22 protein-coding genes are annotated in these 24,824 nt (G+C 48.4%); 10 read left to right on the top strand and 12 right to left on the bottom strand.

Annotated elements, in window-relative coordinates:
• Positions 1 to 45 precede the first annotated feature (45 nt).
• The gene (locus tag MET42_RS0104450) at positions 46 to 702 is read left to right on the top strand and encodes an SDR family oxidoreductase (protein WP_019881605.1); all 657 of its coding nucleotides are present in this window, start codon (positions 46 to 48) and stop codon (positions 700 to 702) included.
• Between the two features lie 253 nt (positions 703 to 955).
• Here MET42_RS0104450 and MET42_RS0104445 read toward each other — a convergent pair whose 3' ends face one another.
• The 6 genes from MET42_RS0104445 to MET42_RS0104420 all read right to left on the bottom strand — a co-directional run bounded on the left by MET42_RS0104445 (position 956) and on the right by MET42_RS0104420 (position 9,423).
• A complete protein-coding gene (locus MET42_RS0104445) occupies positions 956 to 1,798 on the bottom strand; it encodes an energy transducer TonB (protein WP_369751517.1) in 843 nt (280 codons plus the stop codon).
• A gap of 338 nt (positions 1,799 to 2,136) precedes the next feature.
• Complete coding sequence (locus MET42_RS0104440; RefSeq protein WP_019881603.1) at positions 2,137 to 3,324, bottom strand: MFS transporter; 1,188 nt, start codon at positions 3,322 to 3,324, stop codon at positions 2,137 to 2,139.
• A 29-nt stretch (positions 3,325 to 3,353) separates the two neighbouring features.
• Complete coding sequence (locus tag MET42_RS0104435) at positions 3,354 to 4,763, bottom strand: aldehyde dehydrogenase family protein (protein ID WP_019881602.1); 1,410 nt, start codon at positions 4,761 to 4,763, stop codon at positions 3,354 to 3,356.
• A gap of 10 nt (positions 4,764 to 4,773) precedes the next feature.
• Entirely contained in the window at positions 4,774 to 6,372 is a 1,599-nt protein-coding gene (locus tag MET42_RS0104430) for a GMC family oxidoreductase (RefSeq protein ID WP_304412164.1), read from the bottom strand.
• A 113-nt stretch (positions 6,373 to 6,485) separates the two neighbouring features.
• Complete coding sequence (locus tag MET42_RS0104425) at positions 6,486 to 8,792, bottom strand: TonB-dependent receptor (RefSeq protein WP_019881600.1); 2,307 nt, start codon at positions 8,790 to 8,792, stop codon at positions 6,486 to 6,488.
• Positions 8,793 to 8,949: 157 nt separating this feature from the next.
• On the bottom strand, positions 8,950 to 9,423 hold the full coding sequence (locus MET42_RS0104420) for a helix-turn-helix domain-containing protein (RefSeq protein ID WP_019881599.1): 474 nt from the start codon (positions 9,421 to 9,423) through the stop codon (positions 8,950 to 8,952).
• Between the two features lie 267 nt (positions 9,424 to 9,690).
• On the opposite strand from MET42_RS0104420, the gene MET42_RS0104415 reads away from it, so the two are divergent.
• A complete protein-coding gene (locus MET42_RS0104415) occupies positions 9,691 to 10,443 on the top strand; it encodes an IclR family transcriptional regulator (RefSeq protein WP_019881598.1) in 753 nt (250 codons plus the stop codon).
• 134 nt (positions 10,444 to 10,577) lie between these two features.
• Here MET42_RS0104415 and MET42_RS0104410 read toward each other — a convergent pair whose 3' ends face one another.
• Complete coding sequence (locus tag MET42_RS0104410) at positions 10,578 to 11,225, bottom strand: hypothetical protein (RefSeq protein ID WP_019881597.1); 648 nt, start codon at positions 11,223 to 11,225, stop codon at positions 10,578 to 10,580.
• Positions 11,226 to 11,255: 30 nt separating this feature from the next.
• A complete protein-coding gene (locus MET42_RS14555) occupies positions 11,256 to 11,483 on the bottom strand; it encodes a hypothetical protein (RefSeq protein WP_019881596.1) in 228 nt (75 codons plus the stop codon).
• A gap of 115 nt (positions 11,484 to 11,598) precedes the next feature.
• On the opposite strand from MET42_RS14555, the gene rpoH reads away from it, so the two are divergent.
• Positions 11,599 to 12,456 carry an RNA polymerase sigma factor RpoH gene (rpoH, locus tag MET42_RS0104400; protein ID WP_029512316.1) on the top strand — a complete coding sequence of 286 codons (858 nt, stop codon included), beginning with the start codon at positions 11,599 to 11,601 and terminating at the stop codon, positions 12,454 to 12,456.
• A 46-nt stretch (positions 12,457 to 12,502) separates the two neighbouring features.
• Here the strand turns inward: rpoH and MET42_RS0104395 are convergent, their stop codons facing one another.
• Positions 12,503 to 14,458: a dynamin family protein gene (locus MET42_RS0104395; RefSeq protein ID WP_019881594.1), complete on the bottom strand. Its 1,956-nt coding sequence runs from the start codon at positions 14,456 to 14,458 to the stop codon at positions 12,503 to 12,505.
• A 234-nt stretch (positions 14,459 to 14,692) separates the two neighbouring features.
• Between MET42_RS0104395 and MET42_RS0104390 the strand changes: the two genes are divergently transcribed.
• The 7 genes from MET42_RS0104390 to MET42_RS0104360 all read left to right on the top strand — a co-directional run bounded on the left by MET42_RS0104390 (position 14,693) and on the right by MET42_RS0104360 (position 21,614).
• Positions 14,693 to 15,088 carry a gamma-butyrobetaine hydroxylase-like domain-containing protein gene (locus tag MET42_RS0104390; protein ID WP_024929603.1) on the top strand — a complete coding sequence of 132 codons (396 nt, stop codon included), beginning with the start codon at positions 14,693 to 14,695 and terminating at the stop codon, positions 15,086 to 15,088.
• Complete coding sequence (gene ubiE, locus MET42_RS0104385) at positions 15,072 to 15,839, top strand: bifunctional demethylmenaquinone methyltransferase/2-methoxy-6-polyprenyl-1,4-benzoquinol methylase UbiE (RefSeq protein WP_019881592.1); 768 nt, start codon at positions 15,072 to 15,074, stop codon at positions 15,837 to 15,839. The genes MET42_RS0104390 and ubiE overlap by 17 nt, the downstream gene beginning before the upstream one ends.
• Positions 15,840 to 15,843: 4 nt before the next feature.
• Complete coding sequence (locus MET42_RS0104380) at positions 15,844 to 16,431, top strand: SCP2 domain-containing protein (protein WP_019881591.1); 588 nt, start codon at positions 15,844 to 15,846, stop codon at positions 16,429 to 16,431.
• Positions 16,432 to 16,434: 3 nt separating this feature from the next.
• A complete protein-coding gene (ubiB, locus tag MET42_RS0104375; RefSeq protein WP_019881590.1) occupies positions 16,435 to 17,982 on the top strand; it encodes a ubiquinone biosynthesis regulatory protein kinase UbiB in 1,548 nt (515 codons plus the stop codon).
• A gap of 12 nt (positions 17,983 to 17,994) precedes the next feature.
• Positions 17,995 to 18,438: a DUF2147 domain-containing protein gene (locus MET42_RS0104370; RefSeq protein WP_019881589.1), complete on the top strand. Its 444-nt coding sequence runs from the start codon at positions 17,995 to 17,997 to the stop codon at positions 18,436 to 18,438.
• A gap of 128 nt (positions 18,439 to 18,566) precedes the next feature.
• Positions 18,567 to 20,036 (top strand): sodium:solute symporter family protein, encoded by a 1,470-nt coding sequence (locus MET42_RS0104365; RefSeq protein WP_029512315.1) that lies wholly within the window; start codon positions 18,567 to 18,569, stop codon positions 20,034 to 20,036.
• A 117-nt stretch (positions 20,037 to 20,153) separates the two neighbouring features.
• Positions 20,154 to 21,614, top strand: a complete 1,461-nt coding sequence (locus MET42_RS0104360) for a sensor domain-containing diguanylate cyclase (protein ID WP_019881587.1) — start codon at positions 20,154 to 20,156, stop codon at positions 21,612 to 21,614.
• Between the two features lie 20 nt (positions 21,615 to 21,634).
• Here the strand turns inward: MET42_RS0104360 and mutM are convergent, their stop codons facing one another.
• The 3 genes from mutM to MET42_RS0104345 are packed head-to-tail and all read right to left on the bottom strand — an operon-like array spanning position 21,635 to position 24,819.
• A complete protein-coding gene (gene mutM / locus MET42_RS0104355; protein ID WP_019881586.1) occupies positions 21,635 to 22,486 on the bottom strand; it encodes a bifunctional DNA-formamidopyrimidine glycosylase/DNA-(apurinic or apyrimidinic site) lyase in 852 nt (283 codons plus the stop codon).
• A 1-nt stretch (position 22,487) separates the two neighbouring features.
• Entirely contained in the window at positions 22,488 to 23,393 is a 906-nt protein-coding gene (locus MET42_RS0104350) for a DUF4340 domain-containing protein (protein WP_019881585.1), read from the bottom strand.
• Positions 23,394 to 23,424: 31 nt separating this feature from the next.
• Positions 23,425 to 24,819 (bottom strand): GldG family protein, encoded by a 1,395-nt coding sequence (locus MET42_RS0104345; protein WP_019881584.1) that lies wholly within the window; start codon positions 24,817 to 24,819, stop codon positions 23,425 to 23,427.
• Positions 24,820 to 24,824: the final 5 nt, after the last annotated feature.

Here is a 24,824-nt window from a genome sequence, read left to right as displayed (position 1 = left end):
TTAATAGGCGAACATTGAATGTCATTATTGAATAGGAGATTTCACATGAAAGTATTTTTAGGCATTGGTTCCGGCCCAGGCATGGGCGTCGCAACGGCAGAACGCTTTGCCAAAGAGGGGTTCAAAATCATTCTGGCGAGCCGTAACGCCGAAAACACTGGCAAATTAGTCGCCGAATTGAATAGCAAAGGCTATCAAGCCGAAGCCAAGGTGGTGGACGCATCTGATGCAAGCCAGGTAGCCGCGCTCATTACCGCCGTTGCCAATCAGGAAGGTAACATTGATGTGCTGCACTACAACGCGGCAAATCTTCGCCAGGCCACAATAGCCAGTCAAGCCAACGACACGTTTAACAGTGATCTGGCCGTTAATATTGGCGGTGCCTTATCGGCGATTAAAGCCGTGGTACCGTTAATGACCGAAGCCAAATCAGGTTCTATCCTGCTCACAGGCGGCGGGTTTGCGCTATATCCAAGCCCAGACTATCTCTCGCTGAGTATTGGCAAAGCTGGCATTCGCGCGTTGACTTTGGGACTGTTTGAAAACCTGAAAGAACATAACATTCATATTGCCACTGTCACCGTGGCCACCTTTGTGAGCCCTGACTCAAAAGAGTCTCATGATGTCGCCGAACAATTCTGGACATTGCATGCTCAATCTGCTGGTCAGTGGACGGCAGAAACCATGTATCCCGCCAGCTAATTGTAGGTAAGCTCAATCTTGAGGGGGAGGAGCCCACCTCCCTTCATGATGCACGGCAAGCTAGTGCAGGCCTAATGTCCAGTGAGGCAGCAATATATCAAACAATGTGAGGGGAGATCATTTTATGCTTCCTCTTTCTGATCCATGAGCCCAGATAAACGCTTATTACATAGTGAGTTTGTATCTACTTTGCTGAGCAGGAATTAAGGTCCAGACCTTTTACAAAAGAAACTGGACTGCACAAAAATTATTTTCACACTCGGAATTCAATCGGAACAGTAGCCCATCCATCAATAGGCGTATTGCCACGCCTGGCTGGTGCAAACATCCATGTCTTCACAACCTCTTGAGCCGCTTCATCAAGAATTTTTCGTCCACTTGACTGTTTTACCTCAACTGAACCGGCCTTACCATTGGCAAGCACACGAACGCGTAAAATTACCTTGCCTCCCCAACCTTGACGCTGTGCAAATAAAGGATATTCAGGTGGTGGATTATTTAGATATCCTGCATAACCAGTAGCCTCCGTCACAGGCTCTTCCTTAGGTGCCGGTGGTGGTGGTGCCACGGGCCCTGCTGCCACAGGCTCAGACGGTCTTGTTGGTGCTGCTGCCACAGGTTCTGGCGTATGCTGGGCTGTGGTATTTTCCTGCACGGTAATATCATCAGGGCGAATATCTTGCTGCGCAAGCTGAGTCTTTAGCGCAGGGGTTGGTTTCGCTGGTTGAGGCTTACGCTCCACGTTGCGAGGTGGAGGAGGCGGTAGCGGCTCTATTTTTTGTTCTGGCACCACAGGCCTAACAAACTCGATCAAAACTTCTTTTTTCTTGGGAATCACAACCAGATCATGCTGCGCATATAAGTAAGTAGCAAATGCAACAACATGTGATCCAATCACAAGCACAACGATACTGACATTACGGCGACTGATCCACCTACTTGGCCTATCAAATGGTTGAGGAGCATGCTTGTGAAAAAAATCAAATTGCTCGCCACTGTCGGTAGCTGCCTTTGAATCAGCATCTTTTACTGCATTCAGACCCTCTTCAATATTCTGCAGAGGCTCAGAAACTGGGTAATTAGTAAGATTAGACATGGTCATTTTATCTTTTCAATGAAAACACTTACTTTGATACAAGCTAAATACAAGTTGTTAGCGCATCATCACAAGGTCGCTTGAGGCTGATGCGGAATACATCGTTGAGCAGCAGCGCTCAACATCTATGTCAACAAGCATCTTCAACATGCTTGATACTATAAAAATTGAATTTCCTACTGACAGATTCAGGCAGCAAGGAATCGCTCGGACTAACAAAGCAGAACTCACAATACTTCGTTGCTTTATTTAGAAATCCGATTCCTTGCTGTTTGAATAATGACTAGTAATTCGTTAAGTAATCATCACTCCTGAAAAAAGAATATAGGATGAAAATGTCACGCGGTTTTAGCGCCCAATCTCAGTATTCTCCGAATTGGTATATCCAAAGGTAGCAAGAAGAGCGGAAGCAAATGCGCGATTGTCACAACGACAAAAAACGGAATCAATGTTGGCAGAACGAACAGTGGGAACAAAAGAACTGGTCCCAAGAACATGGAGATATATAAAAACTGCTCTGCGATCCCCCCTGCCCCCATCACATCTCCATGGGTAGACATTTTGGGGATACTGGTAAATATCCATGCAACAACGAAACTTCCGAAGAATCCCTGCGCTATTTTTGCCACGATAGCCACTGATGGACTTGTCCCAGGGAGAAATACAACGAACTCTAACGCAAGGCCGATTAAAGCACTCGACACTACAACCCAAGGACCCAGCCGTTTTATATTCAAGATAAATCCAGCAAAAATCCCAGCCAATACACTAGAGAGAATGCCCACAGTAGAGATGACACCAATCGTTGTGGGAGCCACATGCAGCTTTGTAATGAAATATACCGGCACAATCGCAACCAGCCCTAACGCTAAGGTTAATGGGGCACCTACCGCAGCAGCCAATCTGATCAATGAAGGATCGGAATAAATGTCAAAAACTTTGGACAACGGCTTTCGCTCTGTTTTATGAACTAGGTTACCGCCTGGAAGTAATGGCGTCAGCAATACAAGTCCGAACAAGATGTACGCATGGCCAGAAAAAACGATTCTCCAATCTACTCCCACATAAGGTGAAACAGAAAAGATAGCGATTGCTCCACCTAATGGAGATGCAACTGACCAGAACGCAAGCGCCGAGGTTCTGCGTTTGCCATCAGTCGTATGAAGAATCAACGCCAAAGCAGCCAATACAACGAGGATATAGCCTAAGCCCTCAAGAACCCTTAAGATTAAAAGGCCTTGAAAAGTCGTGGCCAGGCTATCCAGATAACTGAATGTCCCAGCTACGACCAACCCCAGAACAATTGATCTGCGCTCACCGATATGTGCAATTGCCCAATTCACGATAGGAGAAGCTAAAGCAGCAACCAATGCTACTGCCGAAACTACCCAACTTGCATGGGCAGGAGTCACTGAAAAAGCATGTGCAATATCACCAACCAAGACAATGGTTTTGCCGTGACAAGCAGCAATGATGACTGCAAAAGCGAGTGTTAAAGCGATAGATGGCCAACTTCCAGCACGCATTTTTATTTCCTTTTTGAATAATTTTCTGATTAATTAAGCGCAGCATTTACCACTTGCAGCTCGCTGAACTCTTCATAACCTCTGAGCCCACCTTCATAGCCAAGCCCACTCCATTTGAACCCACCTTTTGGTGCACCAGGATGAATATCGCCATGTTGATTCACCCAAGCTAGCCCAACATCTAACTGACGCACAACAGCAAGCCCACGTTGCGCATCCGCAGTCCACACAGAAGCACCAAGGCCAAACGGACTTGCATTAGCCTGCCGGATGGCATCTTTTTCATCAGAGAAGGGAATGATAGGGAGAACAGGACCGAACTGCTCTTCATCAACCAAGGCAACCCCTTCACCGACACCCGTGACGATGGTTGGAGGATAGAAGTAGCCAAGACCGGCAAGAGCGGCTCCACCAGTATGAATTTTTGCACCATGCTTTAACGCATCGGCTACAAAATATTTCACTTTCTCGAATTGGATAGCATTGGTAATAGGTCCAAGTTCGACATCTTGTTCAAACCCATTCCCTACCTTTGCAGCTTTGGCTCGCTCAATCAATGCTTCCAGCAATTGCGGGAAGATCCGCTCATGCACATACACACGCTTGATAGCGAAACAAATTTGCCCACTGTTCCAGAATGCTCCCCAGAAGATCTTTTCGGCGATCGTTTTAGGATCAGCATCATCAAGCACAATTGCTGCATCATTACCACCAAGCTCAAGCGTCAGCCGCTTAACATCTGATGCTGCACCTGCATAGAGCTTTTTACCGGTAGCCACACTACCTGTAAATGTGATCTTCTTTACCAGGTGATGCTGGCTTAACTGTGCCCCCACCTCACCATCTCCGGAGATGATATTCAGCACACCAGCAGGGAATATTCCATTCAGGACTTCGCCCAACAATAATGTTGATAACGGGGTAAACTCTGATGGTTTGATCACCACGGTGTTTCCCGCTTTGAGTGCTGGTGCAACCTTCAGAATGAGCAGGATGATTGGCACATTCCAGGGGGTTATCGCAGCCACTACGCCCAATGCTCTACGCTCAATAGCTACAAATTTCTCGCTATCAGAACGTAGTGGTAAAAGTGGTGGTAAATCGAAATTCGCATAGTGTTCTAAAGTAGCAGCGGCCCCGGCAACTTCACCAATCGCGAAGTGAATTGGCCGTCCTTGCTCAAGCGTGATGAGCTTTGCAATATCCTCACTGCGTTTCCGAATCGCCTCAGCCGCCAGTTTAAGCGCGACGCTTCGTGAGCTCTCGTCTTTGGTCCAGCTAGGGAATGCTTTATGTGCAGCTTGAATAGCGGCATCTACCTGAGCACTGCTGGCATATGGCGCCTGAGCAACAATCTCTTCTGTTGCAGGGTTAATCACATCGAAATAGCGATCAGAAGAAACAAGATCACCATCGATGTACAACGAATATTTAGACATATATGTCTCCTTAATTTCCACTGAGGATGGAATCAGCTATTTTTTCTGCAACCATGAGTGTCGGCAGGTTGGTATTGGCAGTTGGCACGACCGGCATGATTGACGCGTCAGCGATTCGAAGACCCGATAAGCCGTACACTTTCCCATGGGGATCAACCACCGCTAGTGGATCATCTTCAGAACCGATTTTTGCCGTGCCACTTGGATGCCATACCCCGCCAATATTGACGCGAATGTAACGCTCCAATGCAGCGCTGTCATTCAGAAGCTCGGATAACAAAGGCCCTCCAGACTGGGGGGCGGCAAAGCGTGATAACGTCAAAGACAGTTCATACTTGGCCAAGGATGGGTGCTTGAATAATTGATCAATCACTCGCAATCCTGCTTTGACTCTTTCAAGGTCACGCTCATCAGAAAGAAGATTAAAGTCGACTTCAGGATAAGTCCTGGCGTCGTTACCCTTCAGCTTTAAATGCCCGATCGAATCGGGTTTGTTAACCCAAAAGACTGCAGATGCAAGTCCAGAGTTAGCATCAGCGCCGATATGCAGAAAAAGATCAGATGGCGTATTTGGGTCAACCCCCGATGAGAGCCTGACTCCTAATTGATGGCGACCAGTAGAGAACTCGTTTCTTGCGGCAGCTTTGGCTTTATCAGATAACTCAGCAACGACTCCGATAGAAGAGTGTTCCCAAAGGTTCTGGCCAACACCATCTCGATCCGCAATAACTTCGATACCAAGATTATTCAGGTCTTCAGCTGGCCCTATCCCAGCCCTTAAAAGAAATGCCGGAGACTGCAATGCCCCGGCAGCCAGAATCACTTCAGAGGCAAAAACCTTTTCTACCTTGCCGCCATGATCCACCGTTACACCTTTGACTGTCTCTGCATCCAATATCAGGTCTAATGCTTGAGAGTCAGTCCATAATGTGAGATTCCTGCGCGCTCTCACGTCCTGACTAAGATAGCCACGCGCAGCAGAGAATCGTTCATCACCTTTCAAGGTGAATGCAGGAGGGAAGTAACCGTCCTCAAAGTTTGCATTCTGATCATGAATATTTTTGAGACCGATACTTTGTAAAGCCTCTGTCACAGATAGCGTGAAGTCGGTCCAATGATCGGGATCTACACGGTCAATCGGGATAGGACCATCGTCGCCATGTAGCTCATGAGATCCATAGGTTTTATCGGTTTCTGCTTTCTTAAAATAAGGCAATACACCATCCCAGTTCCACCCTTCAGCCCCAAGCGCCTCCCACTCATCATAATCACGCGGTAAGCCACGATTAGAAACGACCATATTGACACTAGAGCCACCACCCAGAATCCGGCCTTGTTCGATAAACTGTAATTCACGATCAATATCAGGATGCAAAGCGGTTCGATATACATTCAGCCCAGGCCAAAAGAATCGCTCTCCAGCAAGCCTTGGTAACCAAGGTTGTAACCCATTATTTATCTCAGGCGGAATGCCATCTTCAGGCGTATCAATACCGGCCTCTATCAATAGCACCTTGGTTAATGGATCTTTTGATAGTCTATTAGCTAACACACTGCCAGCTGTGCCACCACCAACGATCACATAATCATATGTTTGTACTGTCATCATCACTTTCCTTGTCAGGCCTGCCAGTCAGGAACAGACGCTCCCAACTGACAGGTATCAACTACGTCAAATCCCCAAGGTCATCAGAGATTTCACTACCTGTGTTTTCTATTCTTTTAGAATTCCAACGTCAGATTAGCGAACACACTTCGTGGTTGAAGTCTGTTGTAGGTAGGTGCGGCAAAGAATGCGCTTGATGTATTAGCAGAAACAGTGCCTGCATACAGCCCTGAAAGTGCCTCTTTATCAAACAGATTATTCACGTTCAGGCTAATGGTACTTTTCTTGACGATCTTGCTGCCGAGATCAAACTTGTAACCAAGATTAAGATCAACAACTGTGTAACCGCTCAACTTTTCTGTATTCGCCAGATCGCCATAAAAGCTACCGGTGTAGCGCGCTAGCAAATTGCTATATAAGCGACCATCGTCATATCCGACCCCAAGGGATAAAAGATTCTTAGGCGTGTTGAATAGCTGATTGCCTTTGGTATTTTCTTCCAGACCTCCAGCAGCATAGTTGTCTTCCTGTTCTGCTTTTACGTATGTCCAGGAACCACGATAGTTAAAGTTGTGTGGCAACTTACCATTCAAAGCCAACTCAAGGCCTTTTGTCGTCACGGCACCGGCATTGATATAGGACGTAGTTCCCAACGACGTGTATGAAACCTGACGATTCTTAAATTGGTCGTAGAACAGTGCAGCACTCACTAATACATCAGGCGTACTGTAGCGCCAGCCGATTTCCTGATTGAAGGTAGTTTCAGCTTTCTGATCACCACCCGTGTTGTTACCATAGATAGAAGCAACAGCCGGTACACGAATATTGGTGGTCGCGTTGTAGTAAATCTGATTATTTTGATCATACTGATAATCAAGGCTGAAACTCGGGAGGAGCTTATAGTAATCAGCCGATCGCTTGAAAGCTGACCCACTTAACACACCTGCGATGTTCTCACCTTCATATTCGGTATGCTGCCACGCAAGCGCACCTTTCGCATTCCATTGCGAAGCAAAGTTCCAAGAGTCCTGTACCCAGAGTTTTTGGGTTGTCATCCTGCTTCTCTGATCAGTGAAAAAGATCTCTTTACCATTCACATCTCGAATGATTTTGCTTCCATCAATAGCAACAGGCTTACCATCACTTCTTAAGGGAATCGCCGCCATTTGGTTAGTTGCATGGGTGTAATCAAACCAGGCACCAACCTGCAATACATTCGTATCAGTCAGATCAAAGTCGATCTTTTGAGATGAACCTACGCGATATTGCGTTGGGAATACACCGCCAGCAAATGGCCTGATATCAAGAAGATCGCCATCCCCGTTCACATCAGCATTCAGCACAGACTCGGGAATCGCTGATGCGAACACTGTTGCCGTACCGTCTGTTACTCGAACGAAGTATGGGTCGACATGAAGATGCGCATTGTCGGTCAGGTTGAATAAACCATTAAGGCCGTAGGTCTGAATTTTGAAGTCAGCTCGCTGTAGTTTCGCACTATTAGATGTTGCTGCAGAAATATCAGCAACGCCATTCGTTCCACCATAGGTGGAGTTAATGGCACTTGAATAATTCGCGTCGTACGGCTGAAACTTATATTGAGCAAGGGTTGGGTGAGAATAACTGTTACTTCTCATACTAAATATGGAAAAGATAGCATTGATGCTATTGTTATTTCCCCATTCGTATTGCAAGTTGCCCTCGAAGCGGTTCGATTCGACTGCGCCTGTGCCACTAGTCCATAAGTCAGCCGTTGTTCTGGAGGCCGATACCCAGGCAGAGAATCCATTTTTTTCGCCGAGATTCGCTCGGACAAATGAACGACGAGTATTATTACTACCGAAACCTTGCTTGACCAATAAGCCTGCCTCTTTGGTAGGTTTGACAGTTTGAATTTCTATACTGCCGCCACTCGCCGTGAGTGTAGGTGCATTAATCGACTGCCCACCGTATATGACGCTAATGGATTCGTAATTCTCCGGATCTCCGAAGAAATCGCTGTGAGGGGTCAGGTATAGTGGATCATTCAAAGGAATACCATTTCTGGTTACACCAATTTGATCTTGAGAAAACCCTCTAATAGATAAATTACCTTCACTGATCCCTGATGTATCCCCACCACTAAAATGGATGCCGGGCAAATATTTCAACGCGCCTGTGACAGCTGAATCCAGGCCGACAAACTTCTCAAGCTGGGACTTACTTAAAGTTGCTCTAGATTCTGCGATGGTTTCTTTAGGTGTATCACCGACAAGTGGCTGAGTCTTGCCTTGAACAACGACAGCACCCAAATCTGCCGACTCCTCACTGTTACCTTGAGCGTCTTCCGCCAGAGCAACTCCCGCCCCAGAGAGAAACATGGCACCGTAGACTGCCAGCGTGAGCTTTTTGATGGCAGGCTTCTTAATAATGTTGTGAGACATTCCTTCTTCACCCTTAAAATTAATGAAAAAATCGAAACTAATGTTTTATTAATTTCTGTGGGCTTAAAATGGCAACATACATGCCTAACCATCAGTTAGCGTTAATTTCTATTTCATTAATAAAAGAACATCGAAAAAATTAGAGGTTGCTCAAAAACTATTTGGTAACTTTCGAGGATATCTGCATCAGCTTATGGCGTTTTAAAAGGTTATATACTGAAGACAACGCTACTTTCCGGCCTAAATGCTCTTCTAAAGCCGTCTTAACATCAGATACCCTGATAGCCTCTCCATGCTTGGCGGCTTGGAAATATGGATGCAAAAACCTACTTTCCTGCGCCAAGGTCATATTTTCGCGGCGTCGCCCACCCAATGCAGAAGCATTCCTACCAAGCACCAGATTACCTTTCAGGAAATTCTGACGAAGTTTATAGACCCAATTGACTGATATTCCTAATAAGGAGGAGGCTTCACTTGCTGTCATTCCATGAACGCAAGTCAACAAAAAGGCTTGTGCTTGCCTCAGTTGAGACAAGTCTTTTGTTTTACGGATGATTTGTACAGCCCGTAAAAGACTATCCTCCGACTTGTCTGAAATTCTTATCAGTTCTCGTGTTGGTTTCATACTCATGAATTGGAAAAATCACCGAAAATTGCTTCTGCCAGTCCGACAAAAATGTTTGATAGCGAACAGTAAAAGTTGCGTATCAAACATCGTGTACTTTTTTATGCATGCGTACGGCCAGAAGCGATAAATAAATATCAATCATCATTAGTGACTGCAAATTATGTACCACATAACGATACAACATACCAACATACGGTTAAATTTTAGAGGTGGCATAGCGTTGTATATAGGCGGATAATTCACAGTATTGTTTTCTTAAAAATCATAGAAATGAATAGTGAATCCGCTAATGGCATCCAGGTAATCAACCGCGCCTCAACCATTCTTCGAGTACTGGCAAAAAATCCGGCCGGACTTAGTCTTGGGAAAATTTCAGAGTTGGTTGATCTGCCGCGTTCAACAGTCCAACGAATTGTCAAAGCGTTAGAGCATGAAGGTCTGGTTGCCATGATGGATGGCGGCAGAGGATTCAAATTGGGTATGACTTTTGGCCAACTCATTCATGAGACGCAAATTGATATCATCTCTGTGATGCGGCCTCAACTGGAGCAACTATCGAAAAAGGTCAACGAGACCGTTGTCTTATCTTCCTTTTCATCTCAACAGACCAATGTAATTGACCGAATTGTCGCTGAAAGGGAGTTACGCGTAGTTGCCGCACTGGGAGCGGTACATACACTTTATACGGCAGTAGATGGCAAGCTTCTTCTTGCAAGCCTATCTGACAAAGAAGTGGTTCAAAGAATTGGGAAAAAATACCCCAAACACACGGAACATACGAAGGACTTGCAAAGCCTTCTTGAAGACTTGAAACAAACCAGGGAGACAGGGTTTGCGATTGACCGCAATGAATACATTATAGGCATCAGCGCAATAGGTATCGCACTAGAAACCTTTATGGGAAATTACGTCATTGCAATCGTCACTCCAAGTTGTCGTTTTGACACTGATCTGGAAAACTTCAAAACGGAGCTACTTGCAGTGAAAGATAGAGTATTGCTAGGGCTTGGGCGCACTTTATAAATAAAATATGGCCACGCTTTGCGCGTCCAATCATGCACCATGATCTATCTCTATCAATGATAGCTAACGTGGATGTCGACCTAATACATGAAACGCAAAGTCGACAAACTACCAGAGAAAGAAATGTACAACATCTATGAGTCTAAATTAAATGATACATACTCAGGCACTTCGAAATTTTTATCTAATCCAGGAAATAAAAAATTCAGAACTTTCGGATTTTTAGATACACCATTGCCTCCAATTAACTTCCACTCACCACCTGAAATCTTTCTCACTGCCAAAGTAAATCCATTGACCTGAAGTTTCAGACCGGGCTTCTCCAGAATTGAGACCTCTCTGATAGTACAAATTAAATATTGTTTTGATTTTGCCGCAGTGTCTGGGATTTTATTTGTGTAAGAGATGAGTTTTAGCTTTTGTGCATCCATATCTTTAAACGTATTTTCTAACCGCTCGATATATTTTTCTTGCCCACCCATGATGGCTAGAATCGGACCAAAAGTAGTTTCTGTAATTACCTTTGGTTCCCTAGTAGCTAATGCTTGGTTAACTTTATCGAAAAGTGCGGCAATTTCGACTTTGTCCCTTTCTGAAAGGGTGTCTGCTGCTACAGGCATTAGAAATTGAATTGCTACAATTAGAGAAATTAATATTTTCTTCATAGATGGCTTTACAGTTTTTTTGATTTTTACGTAACTCAGCAGAATCTGTGCCAGCTTAAATTTAAAGCCATCCTTAAAAAGGCGGAGCCATGGATGCTTACTGCCCAACATTTCCATGCGAAAAAGAACACATTAACTGCTTGCAATTCAACATCCAGCAATCGAAGCATTTAAGTCTTTCAAATCAGAAACATCTTCACGGAACAAAGCGCTCACATGCCTTTCAGTTTTCGGCGCATCCGAAGATAAAGGTTTTGATTGAACTGGCTTAAATATTGCCTTTACAGGCCAATAAGCTAAGTGATTATTCTTAATTGAGATGAAAAAGTAGTTTATGGCACCGATTGCGATATTTATGGCTAATCCGACACTCATCCTACAAATACCTGTACACAAACAAGTCCAATCGCATTGAACTTTTGAATGGGCTAGCACTCTCAAGCTTTGAGTGCTAAAATCATTTTAAACATCTTCTTTCAATAAGGAGTTTATTATCAACGCGTTAACTTTACCTGTCGTTTCCTCGGCTGACAGCCTGGATAAATATCTGCGCACCATCAAGCAGTTTCCAGTGCTCACGGCTGAAGAAGAATACAGCTATGCGACTGAGTTGAAACAAAGTGGTGACCTGGAGGCTGCGCGCGCACTGATCGTGTCGCATCTGCGCCTGGTCGCGAGCATTGCCCGTGGTTATAGCGGTTATGGTTTGCCACAGTCTGACCTGATTCAGGAAGGCAATATTGGCTTGATGAAAGCGGTGAAACGCTTTGACCCTGACCGTGGCGTGCGCCTGGTCTCATTTGCCATGCACTGGATTAAAGCCGAGATCCATGAATACATCGTGCGTAACTGGCGCCTGGTGAAAACCGCGACCACCAAAGCACAGCGTAAACTGTTTTTTAATTTGCGCAGCATGAAGCAAGGCTTTGAAACGCTGAGCCCGGATGACGTGCACCGTATCGCCACCGAGCTGAATGTGAAGCCGGAAGAAGTGACCGAGATGGAATACCGTCTGAACGGTCAGGAGATTTCACTGGATGCGCAGTTGGATGACGACGGCGAAGAAGTGTATAGCCCGATCGCGTTCCTCGAAGATGAAGGCCCTGAGCCATCGACCTTGCTGGAAAACCTGCAAAACGAGCATCTGCAAACTGAAGGCTTGAGCATGGCTTTGCAACAACTGGATGAGCGTAGCCGCCGTGTGCTGCAAGCACGCTGGTTGACCGAGGGCAATGCCTCTACGCTGCATGAATTGGCTGCAGAGTTTAATGTGTCTGCCGAACGTATCCGCCAGATTGAGCAGAAGGCGATGCAAAAAATCAAAACCTATATGCTGGAAAGCAAATAACAAAACGGGAGCAAATGCTCCCGTTTTTGTTTTCATGGCAGCTATTTTAGGCTGCTTGTACGATGACTTCTTCGTGTGCCAACGCAAACATGGCTTTGCCATTGAGTTGATCCAGCTCAGCCAGTTGCTGGCGAATCGATAATTCCACCTGCTCTAAATCGGCAATACGCTCTTCCAGGGTATCGGTTGCCTGGTAAATGCGCTTGATGCTTTCCACACGGCGCTTGAGTTGCACATGGTGTTCGCGCATCTGGCTTTCCATCGGCGCGATGACGGCTTTTAGCCAGCTCTCGGTATCACGGTTCGCAGCCTCATATTCCAGAATCACATGACTGGCCAGCGTTTCAAAAAACTTGCTGGTTAGCGTCAGTTTTTCGTGGGCAATCATGTTGAAGGTGGTGTTGAACTGGTCACGGTAAATGGCTTCCAGTTTATTGAGCGCTTTTAAATAGCGTGAGGTAGAAAATGGGGGAGGCGCTTTTTGCAGCAAACCGTGCTCTTTGGAAAACTTCTCATACATGGCTTCCATCATTTTCTTGATTTCATGCACATGCACATCGGCATCCATCATGCGACGCTTGAGGTCACTGAAAAAGTCATCCATGGCCTGCCGCATGGTTTTGGTAAACGCTGCTTTCATCATGGTATCGCGGGTTTCACGCACCTTGTTTTTAAGCGCAGGCATGCCTAAATGATGGAATACCTGGTTGGACTGCGCCGAAAACACGCTACGCAAGGCTTGATAACGCTGCAAACCGACTTCAAAATTGACCTTGTCTTGCTTGACCTTGCGCATCATCTGCGCAATCACGTCTTCATTCTTGCCCTGCAAACAACGCAGCTCATCGGCTTGATCCAGGACGCTTTGCAAACGCGTTTCTAACGTGATGCGCGTCTGATGCACCATGTCTTCAATTTCGCCCTGTATGCTTTCGCGTACGATCTCCTGCTTGGCCGGGATCAGCTCATCAGACAGGTTTCTTTCCAGTTGCAGCAAACGGCTTTTGAGCAGCAACTGCTGGTCGCCCTTCACTTTGGCCAACAGGCCTTTTTGCGCGGAGGTCGGTAAAATCTGGTCGCGCGGCAAACCTAATAATTCAGCCGTGTTTTGTAACTGGCGATAAAGTTCTGTTTCCACTTCATCATCTGTTTTCAGTGGATCCCACAACCCATCAATTTTGTTAAGTACGGCTATACGGCCTTTTTGCTTCCAGCGTGCACCGCTGATATAACGGCGCCAGACTTCCATTTCAGATTTAGTCACGCCAGTATCGGCGCCTAAAATAAACAGCACCGCATGCGCATTCGGCAGCATGCTCATGGTGAGCTCGGGCTCGGCACCTATCGCATTCAATCCTGGCGTATCCAGAATCACCAGGCCTTGCTTGAGCAAGGGGTGCGGGAAATTAATCACCGCGTAACGCCAGCAGGGAATTTCCAACAGGCCATCGTTACCAATCAGCATGGCATCATCTGGCTGGTCCGGGTGATATAAGCCCAGGGACTGTGCTTCATCAACAGTGACGCGACGGGTACGGCTCACCTCTTTAAAGGCTTCGACCATGCTTTCGCGTGAGTGTGCATCAAATTCGACCGCAGACCAGGCTTGTGGCATGCGACGGTATTCGCTAATGGATATCTGGTGGGTGCTGGTTTCAATCGGCAACAATGACAAACTGACCGGTTTGCCGGTGTCATAACGCAATTCAGTTGGACACATGGTGGTCCGCCCTGCGCCAGATGGCAGCAAACGGTGACCATAGCCGGAAAAGAAGATCGCATTAATAAGCTCGGATTTGCCACGCGAAAATTCGGCGACAAATGCCACGTTTAACTTGTCCTCACGCAAACGGTTTAGTTGCTGCTGTATCCGCTCTTCTATTTGCACATCGCTGAGCTGTTTATCAGCCAACCAGCGCCGATAATCCCCCAAAACATCAGCAATCGATTGACGCCATCGCGTGTACAAATCAAATTGTTGTGCCAGTCTGTTATTTTCCATAGGACCTGCTTAAGAATTGTTAGGTAACCTATTCATGATGGTTTGTTTTTTTAGTAATCTATCATGAAATAATAAAAGTTCAAATAAATCATGTAGGTATAGCCATTAATTCACAAATAAAATGAATTATCAACCATAAGATACAACAATTACTACCCATGCGCGGCTACCATGCATCTGCTATCATGCGCATAATTAAAGTTAACGACCCAATCCACCACTTTCTTCAATCTTATGAGCGGTCTACATCCAGATTGTCCGACCCCGACCCTGATACAACTGCATCAGGCCTCACACCTGCTTGAAATACACTTCGATAACCATACCGAGTGCATGCTGTCTTGCGAGTTTTTGCGCGTGTATTCACCCTCGGCCGAAGTGCGCGGCCATGGTGCCGGACAGGAAGTACTGCAACTGGACAAAGAAAACGTCAATATTAACGATATTGAACCGGTTGGCAGATACGCCATCAAACTGATATTTGACGATGGTCATGATACTGGCCTGTATTCATGGGATTATCTGTACTATCTGGCGCAACATTATGAAAGCCTGTGGCAAGACTATGTGACTAAACTGTCTATGGCTGGCCATACCCGCAAGGAACCGACACATGCAGCAAAACACTGATCAGGAAAAAACCACTCACTTTGGCTTTGATACCGTTGCCGAAACCGACAAGCAGAAAAAAGTTGGCGAGGTGTTTCATTCTGTCGCGCAAAAATACGACATCATGAACGACGTCATGTCCGCAGGCATGCATCGCTTATGGAAGCGCTTTGCGATTGACGTTAGCGGCGTAGGCCAAGGCGACAAGGTGCTGGATATTGCCGGTGGCAGCGGTGATTTGTCACGCCTGTTTGCCAAAAAAGTTGGCACGCAATCCGCGGTCAATCCTGGCACCGTGATTTTGACAGACATCAATGCCTCCATGCTAGGCGTGGGCCGTGACCGTATGATAGATGCCGGGCTGAGTATCCCGGCGGCACAATGTAATGCAGAGATTTTGCCATTTGCTGACGAAACCTTTAATTGTGTCATTGTCGCCTTTGGCTTACGCAACATGACGCACAAAGACGTTGCCTTGCGTGAAATGCAGCGCGTGCTCAAGCCAGGTGGCCGCTTGCTGGTACTCGAATTCTCTAAAGTCTGGCAACCGCTGGAAAAACTGTACGACACCTACTCATTTAAACTGCTGCCCAAGTTTGGCAAATGGATCGCCAACGACGAGCCCAGCTACCGTTACCTGGCAGAGAGCATACGCATGCACCCTGACCAGGAAACGCTAAAACAAATGATGTATGACGCCGGATTTGGCAAAGTAGATTATTACAACCTGACAGCTGGCGTGGTGGCCTTGCATAAAGGCATCAAGATCTAAGCCCATGTTTAAACCCCTGATTCAATTCGTGTTGCAGCACCTGATGCAGCAAAATAGCTGGATAGCGCCGCTGCTACAGCCTTATGCACACAAAAATCTGCGTTTGGACTTTAAAGTCGCCCAGGCCACACTCACCATTCTAAATAATGGCGAACTGGCGGTGGCCGGAGACACGGCAGAAGCAGATGCCACCATCCATTTACCACCCAGCCTGGCCATGCGACTGTTACGACAGGACCCGCTTGCACATAGCCTGATTAAAATTGAAGGCGACGCCGCGCTCGGCATAGCCGTCGGCAAGATACTCTCCGCCGTGCGGTGGGACATAGAAGATGATCTGAGCAAAGTTGTTGGTGATATTGCCGCTTACCAGGTCGTGCAAATCGGCCAGGAAAAGTTGCAGCGCTGGCAAAGCCAGGCCAAAAATCTGGGCGAGATGCTGGTGGAATACTGGCAAGAAGAGCAACCTATCATCGCCAAGAAAACCCGCATCGCGCAATTTAACCAGTCGGTGGACCAGTTACGCGAAGACACCGACCGATTACAGCAACACGTCGACAAACTCCTCGCAGCAGCTTCAGAAAGCCAGTAACACATGCATTGGTTACGTTTTTTTCATATTATCGGCGTGCTGATCTGGTATCGCCTGGATATTTTTTTCGTCCGCGATGAGCAACCTGGCTGGATGTATCGCCTGTTGAATGTCTTTTTCTTCTGGCGTCATGCCCCTGAACAACGTGCCGTACGCTTACGCCTCGCGCTAGAGAAACTGGGTCCAATTTTCGTCAAATTTGGCCAAATGTTGTCAACGCGCCGCGATCTACTACCAACCGACGTTGCCGACGAACTCACCAAGTTGCAAGACCAGGTACCGCCATTTGCTTATGCGCAAGTTGAAACTATTATTGAAGACGCCTTTGCTGCACCACTGAGCTCGGTGTACGCAGAGTTCAACATCACCCCTGTTGCCAGCGCTTCAGTGGCACAAGTGCACTTTGCCAAACTGCATAGCGGCGAGCAAGTGGCAGTGAAGGTATTGCGCCCAGGCATTGCCGCCACCATCCATCGCGATATCGCCTTGTTACGCACACTGGCCTGGTGGGTTAAAAAATTCTCGCGTGAAGGCCGACGCCTGAAACCAGATGAAATGGTCGACGAGTTTGCGCGCCATACCGAACACGAGCTAGACCTGACCCTGGAAGCGGCGCAATGCGCGCAGCTAGGTCGCAACTTCAGCGATCGCCGCCTGTTGGTGCCCACCGTTTATTGGGATTACTCGCACAAACACGTCATGACCATGCAGCGCATGTTCGGCACGCCGGTCAGGGATACCGAATCTTTGCGCGCCTACGGCATAGACCTGACGCAACTGGCGCACGAAGGTGTGGAGATTTTTTTCACCCAGGTATTTCGTGATGGCTTTTTCCATGCCGACATGCACCCTGGCAATATTCAGGTTGTGACCGAGGGGCCGGACAAAGGCAAATTTATCGCGCTCGATTTTGGCATCATGGGCAGTCTGTCACCTACCGATCAATATTACCTGGCGCGTAATTTCCTGGCATTTTTTAACCGTGATTACCGCGATGTCGCCGTGGCGCATATTGAATCCGGCTGGGTGCCTGCGGATACCAATGTTGAGGCACTGGAAACTGCGGTGCGCGCGATTTGCGAGCCGATCTTTGAAAAACCGCTCAAGAATATTTCATTTGGCCGCACCCTGCTCAGCCTGTTCCAGATGTCACGCCGCTTTGGCGTCAATATCCAGCCACAGCTGATCATGCTGCAAAAGACCTTGTTGAACATTGAGGGCCTGGGCCGCGAGCTCGACCCGAATATTGATTTATGGCATAGCGCCAAACCTTTCCTCAAACGCTGGATGAGCGAACAGATCGGCTGGCGCAGCCTGCTTAAATCGGCCAAGCGTGAACTGCCTTATATCCTGACCCACGCAGCAGAAATGCCGCGTCTGTTTGAGCAATACCTGCGCAACCAGACCGAGCTTGGCAAGCAACAAAGCCGTATCGACGCCCTGCTCACCTCGCAGCACCAACAAGCCACCTGGCAGAAATGGGCGACGACCGCTATCGTCGTGCTGGTGTTACTGCAATTTGCAAGTTTGTTCCTGCTGTTTAACCACTAAAGGAGATCGACCATGCGACTGATCAAGTACCTGCTGGTTAGCACGCTACTCATGTTGCCCTATGCGCTACATGCGGCAGACCTAGGCGGCCTGTGGCAAACCACCGACGACAAAACCGGCAAGCCCAGATCACTGGTGCGCATTATTGAAAACGCAGGTGAATATAGCGCGATTGTCGAAAAAGGCCTGCTTGCCACCGACACCGGCGATGCCGTGTGCGACAAATGCACGGACGAGCGTAAAGGCCAAAAAATTGTCGGCATGACTATTGCCAAACATTTAAAGAAAAGTACCAATAGCAATGTCTATGATAGCGGCGAGATTCTCGACCCGGAAAATGGCAAAACCTACAAATGCAAAATGACACTAGGCGCAAACGGTAATGAGCTTGAGGTACGAGGATTTATCGGCTTCTCGCTGCTTGGGCGCTCGCAAACCTGGAAGCGGGTCGAGTAATTGTGCAGAATTGTAAAAAGGCCTGATTTTCAGGCCTTTTTAGCTTTCGCAATCATCACAAAACCATGTTTAGGCATGGTTTTGTTTTAAAATCAGCCTTTTGCAACAAACTCAAAGGGAAACAAGCTGTGCTGATATGGTTTGTCGTGGCGTATTTACTGGTTTCAATCGGCATCGGCCTGATTGCCGCCAGAAATGTGCACAGCACCAAAGATTATGCCGTGGCAGGCCGTCACCTGCCGCTGCCTGTGGTCATGGCAACCGTATTTGCCACCTGGTTTGGGGCCGAGGCTGTGTTTGGCGTCTCCGCCACCTTTGTGCGTGAAGGCCTGACCGGCGTTGCCGCCGACCCGTTTGGCTCCAGCATGTGCCTGATTATCGCTGGCATTTTCTTCTCCAGCCGCCTGTACAAACTCAACATCCTGACGCTGGGTGACTTCTACCGCATGCGCTATAACCGCTCGGTTGAGGTGCTGACCACCATTGCCATCGTCATCTCTTACATGGGCTGGGTCGCCGCGCAAATCAAGGCACTCGGCCTGATTTTCAACCTGATCAGCCATGGCGCCATTTCAGAACACACCGGCATGATCGTCGGCACCGCCATCGTGCTCACCTATACCACGCTGGGCGGCATGCTCTCGGTGGCGATTCTCGACTTTGTGCAAATGATCGTCGTCATCGGCGGCCTGCTTTATATCGCCAATATCGTCTCTGGTCAAACCGGCGGCGTCGCGCCGGTGATAGAGCACGCGCGCAACGCGGGCAAACTGCATTTCTTTCCGCAATCTACAAACTGGAGCGTATGGCTGACTTTCCTCGGCGGCTGGCTGACCATGATGCTGGGATCGATTCCGCAGCAAGACGTATTCCAGCGCATTACCTCTGCCAAAACAGCAAAAATCGCGTTATGGGGCTCATTGCTGGGCGCGAGTATCTATTTCTGCTTTACCTTTGTGCCCATGTTTATTGCTTATGCCGCGACGCTGATAGACCCGGCGGTATTTGGCACGCTGGTCGAAACCGATTCGCAGCGCGTCCTGCCGACACTGGTGCTTACGCACACGCCACTGGTCGCACAAGCGATTTTCTTTGGCGCAGTGCTATCAGCCATCATGAGTTGTTCCTCAGCGACCCTGCTGGCACCTTCTGTCACCTTTGCTGAAAACGTGATGAAAGGCTTTATGCCGCACATGAACGACCATGCATTTTTGCGCGTGATGCGACTGTGCCTGGTGGGCTTTGCCGCCATGGTATTGTTTTATGCGCTTAACTCAGAGCTGTCGATCTTTGGTATGGTAGAAAGCGCCTATAAAGTCACGCTAGCAGGTGCGTTTGTACCGCTGTTCTTTGGCGCCTTCTGGAAGCGCGCAAGCAGCCAGGGCGCACTGGCGGCGATAATCTTCGGCATCGGCAGTTGGGTATTGATCGAGATACTGGTAGGCGAAGCCAGCCTGGTCCCGGCGCAACTGGTGGGGCTGCTCATCAGTGCTGTGGCAATGATCATCGGCTCATTGCTACCACAGAAAATTGGCGGTACGCCGCACAGCCCTTCCGGCTATTTACACGAGCACGCGGCAAGCAGCCACCCGCATTAAACCTCGTCAATGCGGGAATACGGCTTTAAAACAGCGACTATTCAAATAAACAAAGTCGCCTTATATTGATGATAATGCTTTTTTGAGCATGATCCGCCTTTAGATAATTGAACATTTATGGCCGTTAACAAGCGTTACTACACCCTACTCCTCAGCGCCATTGTGCTCATTGGCTTTGTGGCTACCAGCCTGATTGGTTACTTTGTCGCCAAAGACTCGCTGACTGACCGCTTGCAGCAGGAAATGCTGCCGCTCACCAGCGACAATATCTACTCTGAAATCCAGCGCGACTTGTTGCAGCCGCTCTTGATTTCCTCACTGATGGCCAATGATGTCTTTGTATTCGACTGGATCAATAATGGCGAGCAAGACGCCAATAGAATGACCAGTTACTTGGCGCAAATCCAGAAAAAATATAATACCATCACCGCCTTTTTCGTATCTGAAAGCTCAGGCAATTACTACCATCCGTCTGGCGTTTTAAAACGCGTATCGCCAGCAAATCCTGAGGATCACTGGTATTTTGATGCCAGAAACTCACGCAACCCTTACGTCATCAATATTGACCGCGATACTGCAGACAAAAAACGCCTGAGTATTTTTGTAAATTACCGCATTGAAGATAAATCCGGCAAGTTTATTGGCGTGATTGGTGTGGGCTTATCGCTGCAAACCGTAGTTGAGCTAATTGAAAACTACCAGAAACGCTATGGCCGCGAAATCTACTTTGTGAATCGCCAGGGCGAGGTCATGCTGCAAAGCAGCCAATACCGCTCTGAGCTGCATTTGCAAAACAAATCCGGGCTGGATAAAGCGTTTCTGCAAGTACTGACCTCACCTAGTTCATCGCTGTCGTTTAAAACCAGCAGCGGCAATATGCTCTACCTCAATAGTCGCCTGGTGCCTGAATTTGACTGGTATTTAATCGTCGAGCAAGTCAACGATCCAAGCTCAGAACGCATCGAAACTGCCTTCCTCATCAACCTGGCCGTGGCTGTCGTGATCAGCATGATCGTACTGGCACTGGCGCATTTTGCCGTGCGTGGCTATCACGACAAGTTGGAGATGATGGCGACCCAGGACAAATTGACCGGTGTCACCAGCCGCCAGGTATTCGAGTTCTACTTCAAGCAAGCCGTCGCACGCGGCAAACGCCGCGACGAGTCATTGTCCCTGGTGCTGTTGGATATCGATCTGTTCAAGCTAGTGAATGATACTTATGGCCACGAAGCCGGAGACAGAGTGCTCACGCGTGTGGCGCAGTTGATCAAGTCGCACGTTCGCGAAGAAGATGTGGTTTGTCGATGGGGCGGGGAAGAATTTTTGATTCTGCTTTCCGGCTGCAATATGCAACACGCCCGGGACATTACCGAACTCATACGCTCGGCAGTCGCCGGACTGCAATTCCACTTTAGCAATAAAGTGGTGCAAATCACCGTCAGCGCCGGGATCGCCGAAATGCAAACCGATGAAATACTGGGCCAGGTGGTAGAACGTGCAGACCATCACCTGTATGCCGCCAAGCGTGCCGGGCGTAACTGCATCAAGCCAGACATCGACGACGACGAAACGGCATAACGCAGACGTTGCTGTGATACTTATTTTTTGCGTATGCTACCAGCCGCACGTGGCTGGCAGTGCTCACAATAAAACGTAGAACGCTGACCCAGGCGGATATTCAGGATCGGCCTGCTACACACGCGGCAAGGCTCACCAGTGCGGCCATACACGGTATACGTCTGTTGAAAATAACCAGGGTTACCATCGGCGCCAAAGAAGTCCCGCAAACTGCTGCCGCCAGCCTCTAACGCTGCCTGCAAGGTGGATTTGATCTCGTCTACCAGCAATGCGCATTGCGTCAGTGTTAAGGCCTTGGCAGGCGTTTCAGGGTGTATGCGCGCCCTGAATAAAGACTCACTGGCATAAATATTCCCCACGCCCACCACCAGGTGCGCATCCATGATGGTCGTTTTAATCGGTGCGCTACGTGTGCGTATATGTTGATATAAATAGTCAGCGTTAAAACCAGCCTCTAAGGGCTCGGGCCCCAGGCTGCTGAGCAGCGCATGCTGCAATGGGTGCTTATCCAGCCACAACACCGCCCCAAACCGACGTGGATCGCGCAGGCGGATCACGCGGCCATCTTCAAAGCGGATATCAAAGTGATCATGCTTTTCGGCAGGGAAATCGCGCTCCAGCAAGCATAGGCGACCCGACATGCCCAGATGCAGCAACAACACGCCTTCTGCTTCAGTAGTGCCAATCTCGGCCAGAATATATTTCGCACGGCGCGTGAGCTTAAGTACACGACGGCCTTGTAAATGTTGCGGCAAATCGGCCGGAATCGGCCAGCGCAAGCCATGATGACGGATAGTCACTTGCGCAATCTGCGCGCCTTCTACAGGCAGCAATCCACGCCGCGTGACCTCAACCTCGGGTAATTCAGGCATGTTATTGTTTCGGCGCCTGGATATTCACCGGCGGGTTCACCATGGTAAAACCGGTGTCGTTGCTGAAGTGATAAATAATCCCTTCATCTGGACGCGCCAGCAGATACTCTGGCGACTCCTGCAGCTTGTCAAAATGGACCTTCTTGCCATTGCGCAACAGCACTTCAAAAGAAGGATAGGTTTGCTTGCGATCTGGTGTATAAAACTCAACCGAGGTTGCTTGCGCCTGCACCCAGCTGAAATCCATCCACTCATTCATATCATTCTGTGTAGGCTTGGCTTTGGCATCGTTGGCCAGCCATTTACCTTCGCCAGACATCTGCACTTTAAGCGCATTCTCTTCCCACTGCTCCAGATGCGCGAGGTCGAAACCAGCCAGCTGTTTGCGCTCGACCGGGGACAATGGTGTTTTATCCACCATTTCGATCGGCTGCGTAGACGCTGCTTCGCTATACTGCCCGGGCAACAAATACACTTGTCCCGCATACCCTACGTACTGTTCTTCTGAAACAGGATTGTAAGTGCCAAACGTGAACACTTGCTCACCCTTGGCGCCAGATAGCGTTAACTTCAATACCGGCTGATCCAGCCCGTATTTAGCTGCCTCTTGCAATGGCAGCCTGGTCGCCGTGGTTGCAGCAATAATAGACATCACGCGCTGCACAGAGGATTGGTCTGCACGTGCCGCATACGGCTTGCGCATCATCCAGTAACCATCCTGCTTTTCAAAAATGGTCGGAGCCTTGGCCGGAAACTCCGCTTTCACGGTGTCGAAATCAGCCATTTTAAGGCTGGAAACTTCAAACCTGGCTGATGTTGCCTGTTCCTGCGGTTTCAAATGCAGGAACACGGCTATGCCGACCACCACAGCCAATAACAACAGATTCAATATCCATCTTTTTTTCATGACACCACTCCGACAACCAGACCGTTAGACATTAAGCCTTGCGGCGTTTCCACCACAGGAACAGGCCTGCAACAAACAAACCGACTGGAATCAGGTATTGGAAAGCATGGAATACGATCCAGGCCACCAGGCGGCCTTGATCGGTGGCTGGAATCGTGACGTTAATATCTTTCAGTGGCATCGGCTGTATCGTAATCAGGCGATCATCACCCGCCAGCCAGTTGATGATATTAATGCCCAAATCCAGGTTACCGCCGTTAGTAATAAAGGTATTGGCCAGGAAGTTGGCATTACCGATCACCACCACGCGTTGGCCTTTTTTACCGTATTCGCGCTCCAAAGCCACGCCGACGTTAATCGGGCCTGCTTTGTCTTTACCCTGGTCAAAACTGACCTTAAGGTTTTGCGCACCCGCCGGAATCTTGTCAGATTCCAGCCAGCCATTCGGCGCCACGTCGATCAGGCGGCCCACTTTCCAACCCAGGTCATCTGACGCCTGGCCATCGATCTGATGTGCCTCAGGGAACACGGTACGCAGCATAAAGTTACGTGTAATGGCATGGTCGCCATACAGGCTGGCAAACGCCATTTTCGGATCGGCGCCGTATTGTTCAGCCGCACGGTCAACCACGATACCGGCAGACACTTTAATGCCCAGGTACTCGGCCACTTCTTGCAACCCATGCAGGTTATCGTCATCCAGCAGCCACAACACATTGCCACCTGCTTCAATATAGGCCTTGATTTTCTTCGCTTCGACGGCGCTGATATCGACTTGCGGTGCTGCAATCACCAGCATGGCACCATTGGCAGGCACGGCCTGGGCAATGGTCAGGTCAGGGTTGGCAAATTTAAAGCCTTTGCTTTCCAGCTGTTTGCCGAACTCACCCAGGTCATGGTTTTTCAGGCCTTGCAGCAAACGCTCGCCATGGCCATCCAGGTACATGACTGGCTGGTTATTGGTACGAGACAAACGCACCAGCAAGTTGGTCATTTCCTGTTCAGCAAACGGTGGCGTGATGTGCTCGGAACGCTTGTTGTACTCCACAATCGTCTCGCCATCGACCTTCACACCGGCTTCTTGTGCCAGTTTTGGCTCTTCGGACGGATTGATGAACTTGATAAAAACGTTTTTCTTTTCGCGCTGGTAGCGGGCGACAAAATCCAGCATGCCTTTACGGAAAGTATCGCCATTATTGGCGTCATCGTTGGTGGCAAATACCGTGATATTGACGTCACCATCCATTTGCTTGAGCACATTGACACTGCCCTGGGTCAGAATATTGCGGTTGGCCTGGGTAATATCCTTGGCCCAGCGGTATTGGCTGGACAAATACCCCAGCATGACCACCAAGGCCAAAAACACCAGCACAAACATCCAGTTTTGCGCCAATAACTGCCATCTAAATTTACGGTTAATTTTCATAATGC

The organism is Methylophilus sp. 42 (genome assembly GCF_000384155.1).
Classification (GTDB): Bacteria; Pseudomonadota; Gammaproteobacteria; order Burkholderiales; family Methylophilaceae; genus Methylophilus.
This window is presented reverse-complemented; position numbering and strand designations above follow the sequence as displayed.

What these genes read in the sequence shown, in the direction of transcription:
- MET42_RS0104450 (WP_019881605.1), top strand. Translation starts at nt 46, where the DNA reads ATGAAAGTATTTTTAGGCATTGGTTCCGGCCCAGGCATGGGCGTCGCA.
- MET42_RS0104445 (WP_369751517.1), bottom strand. Translation starts at nt 1,798, where the DNA reads ATGTCTAATCTTACTAATTACCCAGTTTCTGAGCCTCTGCAGAATATT.
- MET42_RS0104440 (WP_019881603.1), bottom strand. Translation starts at nt 3,324, where the DNA reads ATGCGTGCTGGAAGTTGGCCATCTATCGCTTTAACACTCGCTTTTGCA.
- MET42_RS0104435 (WP_019881602.1), bottom strand. Translation starts at nt 4,763, where the DNA reads ATGTCTAAATATTCGTTGTACATCGATGGTGATCTTGTTTCTTCTGAT.
- MET42_RS0104430 (WP_304412164.1), bottom strand. Translation starts at nt 6,372, where the DNA reads ATGATGACAGTACAAACATATGATTATGTGATCGTTGGTGGTGGCACA.
- MET42_RS0104425 (WP_019881600.1), bottom strand. Translation starts at nt 8,792, where the DNA reads ATGTCTCACAACATTATTAAGAAGCCTGCCATCAAAAAGCTCACGCTG.
- MET42_RS0104420 (WP_019881599.1), bottom strand. Translation starts at nt 9,423, where the DNA reads ATGAGTATGAAACCAACACGAGAACTGATAAGAATTTCAGACAAGTCG.
- MET42_RS0104415 (WP_019881598.1), top strand. Translation starts at nt 9,691, where the DNA reads ATGAATAGTGAATCCGCTAATGGCATCCAGGTAATCAACCGCGCCTCA.
- MET42_RS0104410 (WP_019881597.1), bottom strand. Translation starts at nt 11,225, where the DNA reads ATGGAAATGTTGGGCAGTAAGCATCCATGGCTCCGCCTTTTTAAGGAT.
- MET42_RS14555 (WP_019881596.1), bottom strand. Translation starts at nt 11,483, where the DNA reads ATGAGTGTCGGATTAGCCATAAATATCGCAATCGGTGCCATAAACTAC.
- MET42_RS0104395 (WP_019881594.1), bottom strand. Translation starts at nt 14,458, where the DNA reads ATGGAAAATAACAGACTGGCACAACAATTTGATTTGTACACGCGATGG.
- MET42_RS0104390 (WP_024929603.1), top strand. Translation starts at nt 14,693, where the DNA reads ATGAGCGGTCTACATCCAGATTGTCCGACCCCGACCCTGATACAACTG.
- ubiE (WP_019881592.1), top strand. Translation starts at nt 15,072, where the DNA reads ATGCAGCAAAACACTGATCAGGAAAAAACCACTCACTTTGGCTTTGAT.
- MET42_RS0104380 (WP_019881591.1), top strand. Translation starts at nt 15,844, where the DNA reads ATGTTTAAACCCCTGATTCAATTCGTGTTGCAGCACCTGATGCAGCAA.
- ubiB (WP_019881590.1), top strand. Translation starts at nt 16,435, where the DNA reads ATGCATTGGTTACGTTTTTTTCATATTATCGGCGTGCTGATCTGGTAT.
- MET42_RS0104370 (WP_019881589.1), top strand. Translation starts at nt 17,995, where the DNA reads ATGCGACTGATCAAGTACCTGCTGGTTAGCACGCTACTCATGTTGCCC.
- MET42_RS0104360 (WP_019881587.1), top strand. Translation starts at nt 20,154, where the DNA reads ATGGCCGTTAACAAGCGTTACTACACCCTACTCCTCAGCGCCATTGTG.
- mutM (WP_019881586.1), bottom strand. Translation starts at nt 22,486, where the DNA reads ATGCCTGAATTACCCGAGGTTGAGGTCACGCGGCGTGGATTGCTGCCT.
- MET42_RS0104350 (WP_019881585.1), bottom strand. Translation starts at nt 23,393, where the DNA reads ATGAAAAAAAGATGGATATTGAATCTGTTGTTATTGGCTGTGGTGGTC.
- MET42_RS0104345 (WP_019881584.1), bottom strand. Translation starts at nt 24,819, where the DNA reads ATGAAAATTAACCGTAAATTTAGATGGCAGTTATTGGCGCAAAACTGG.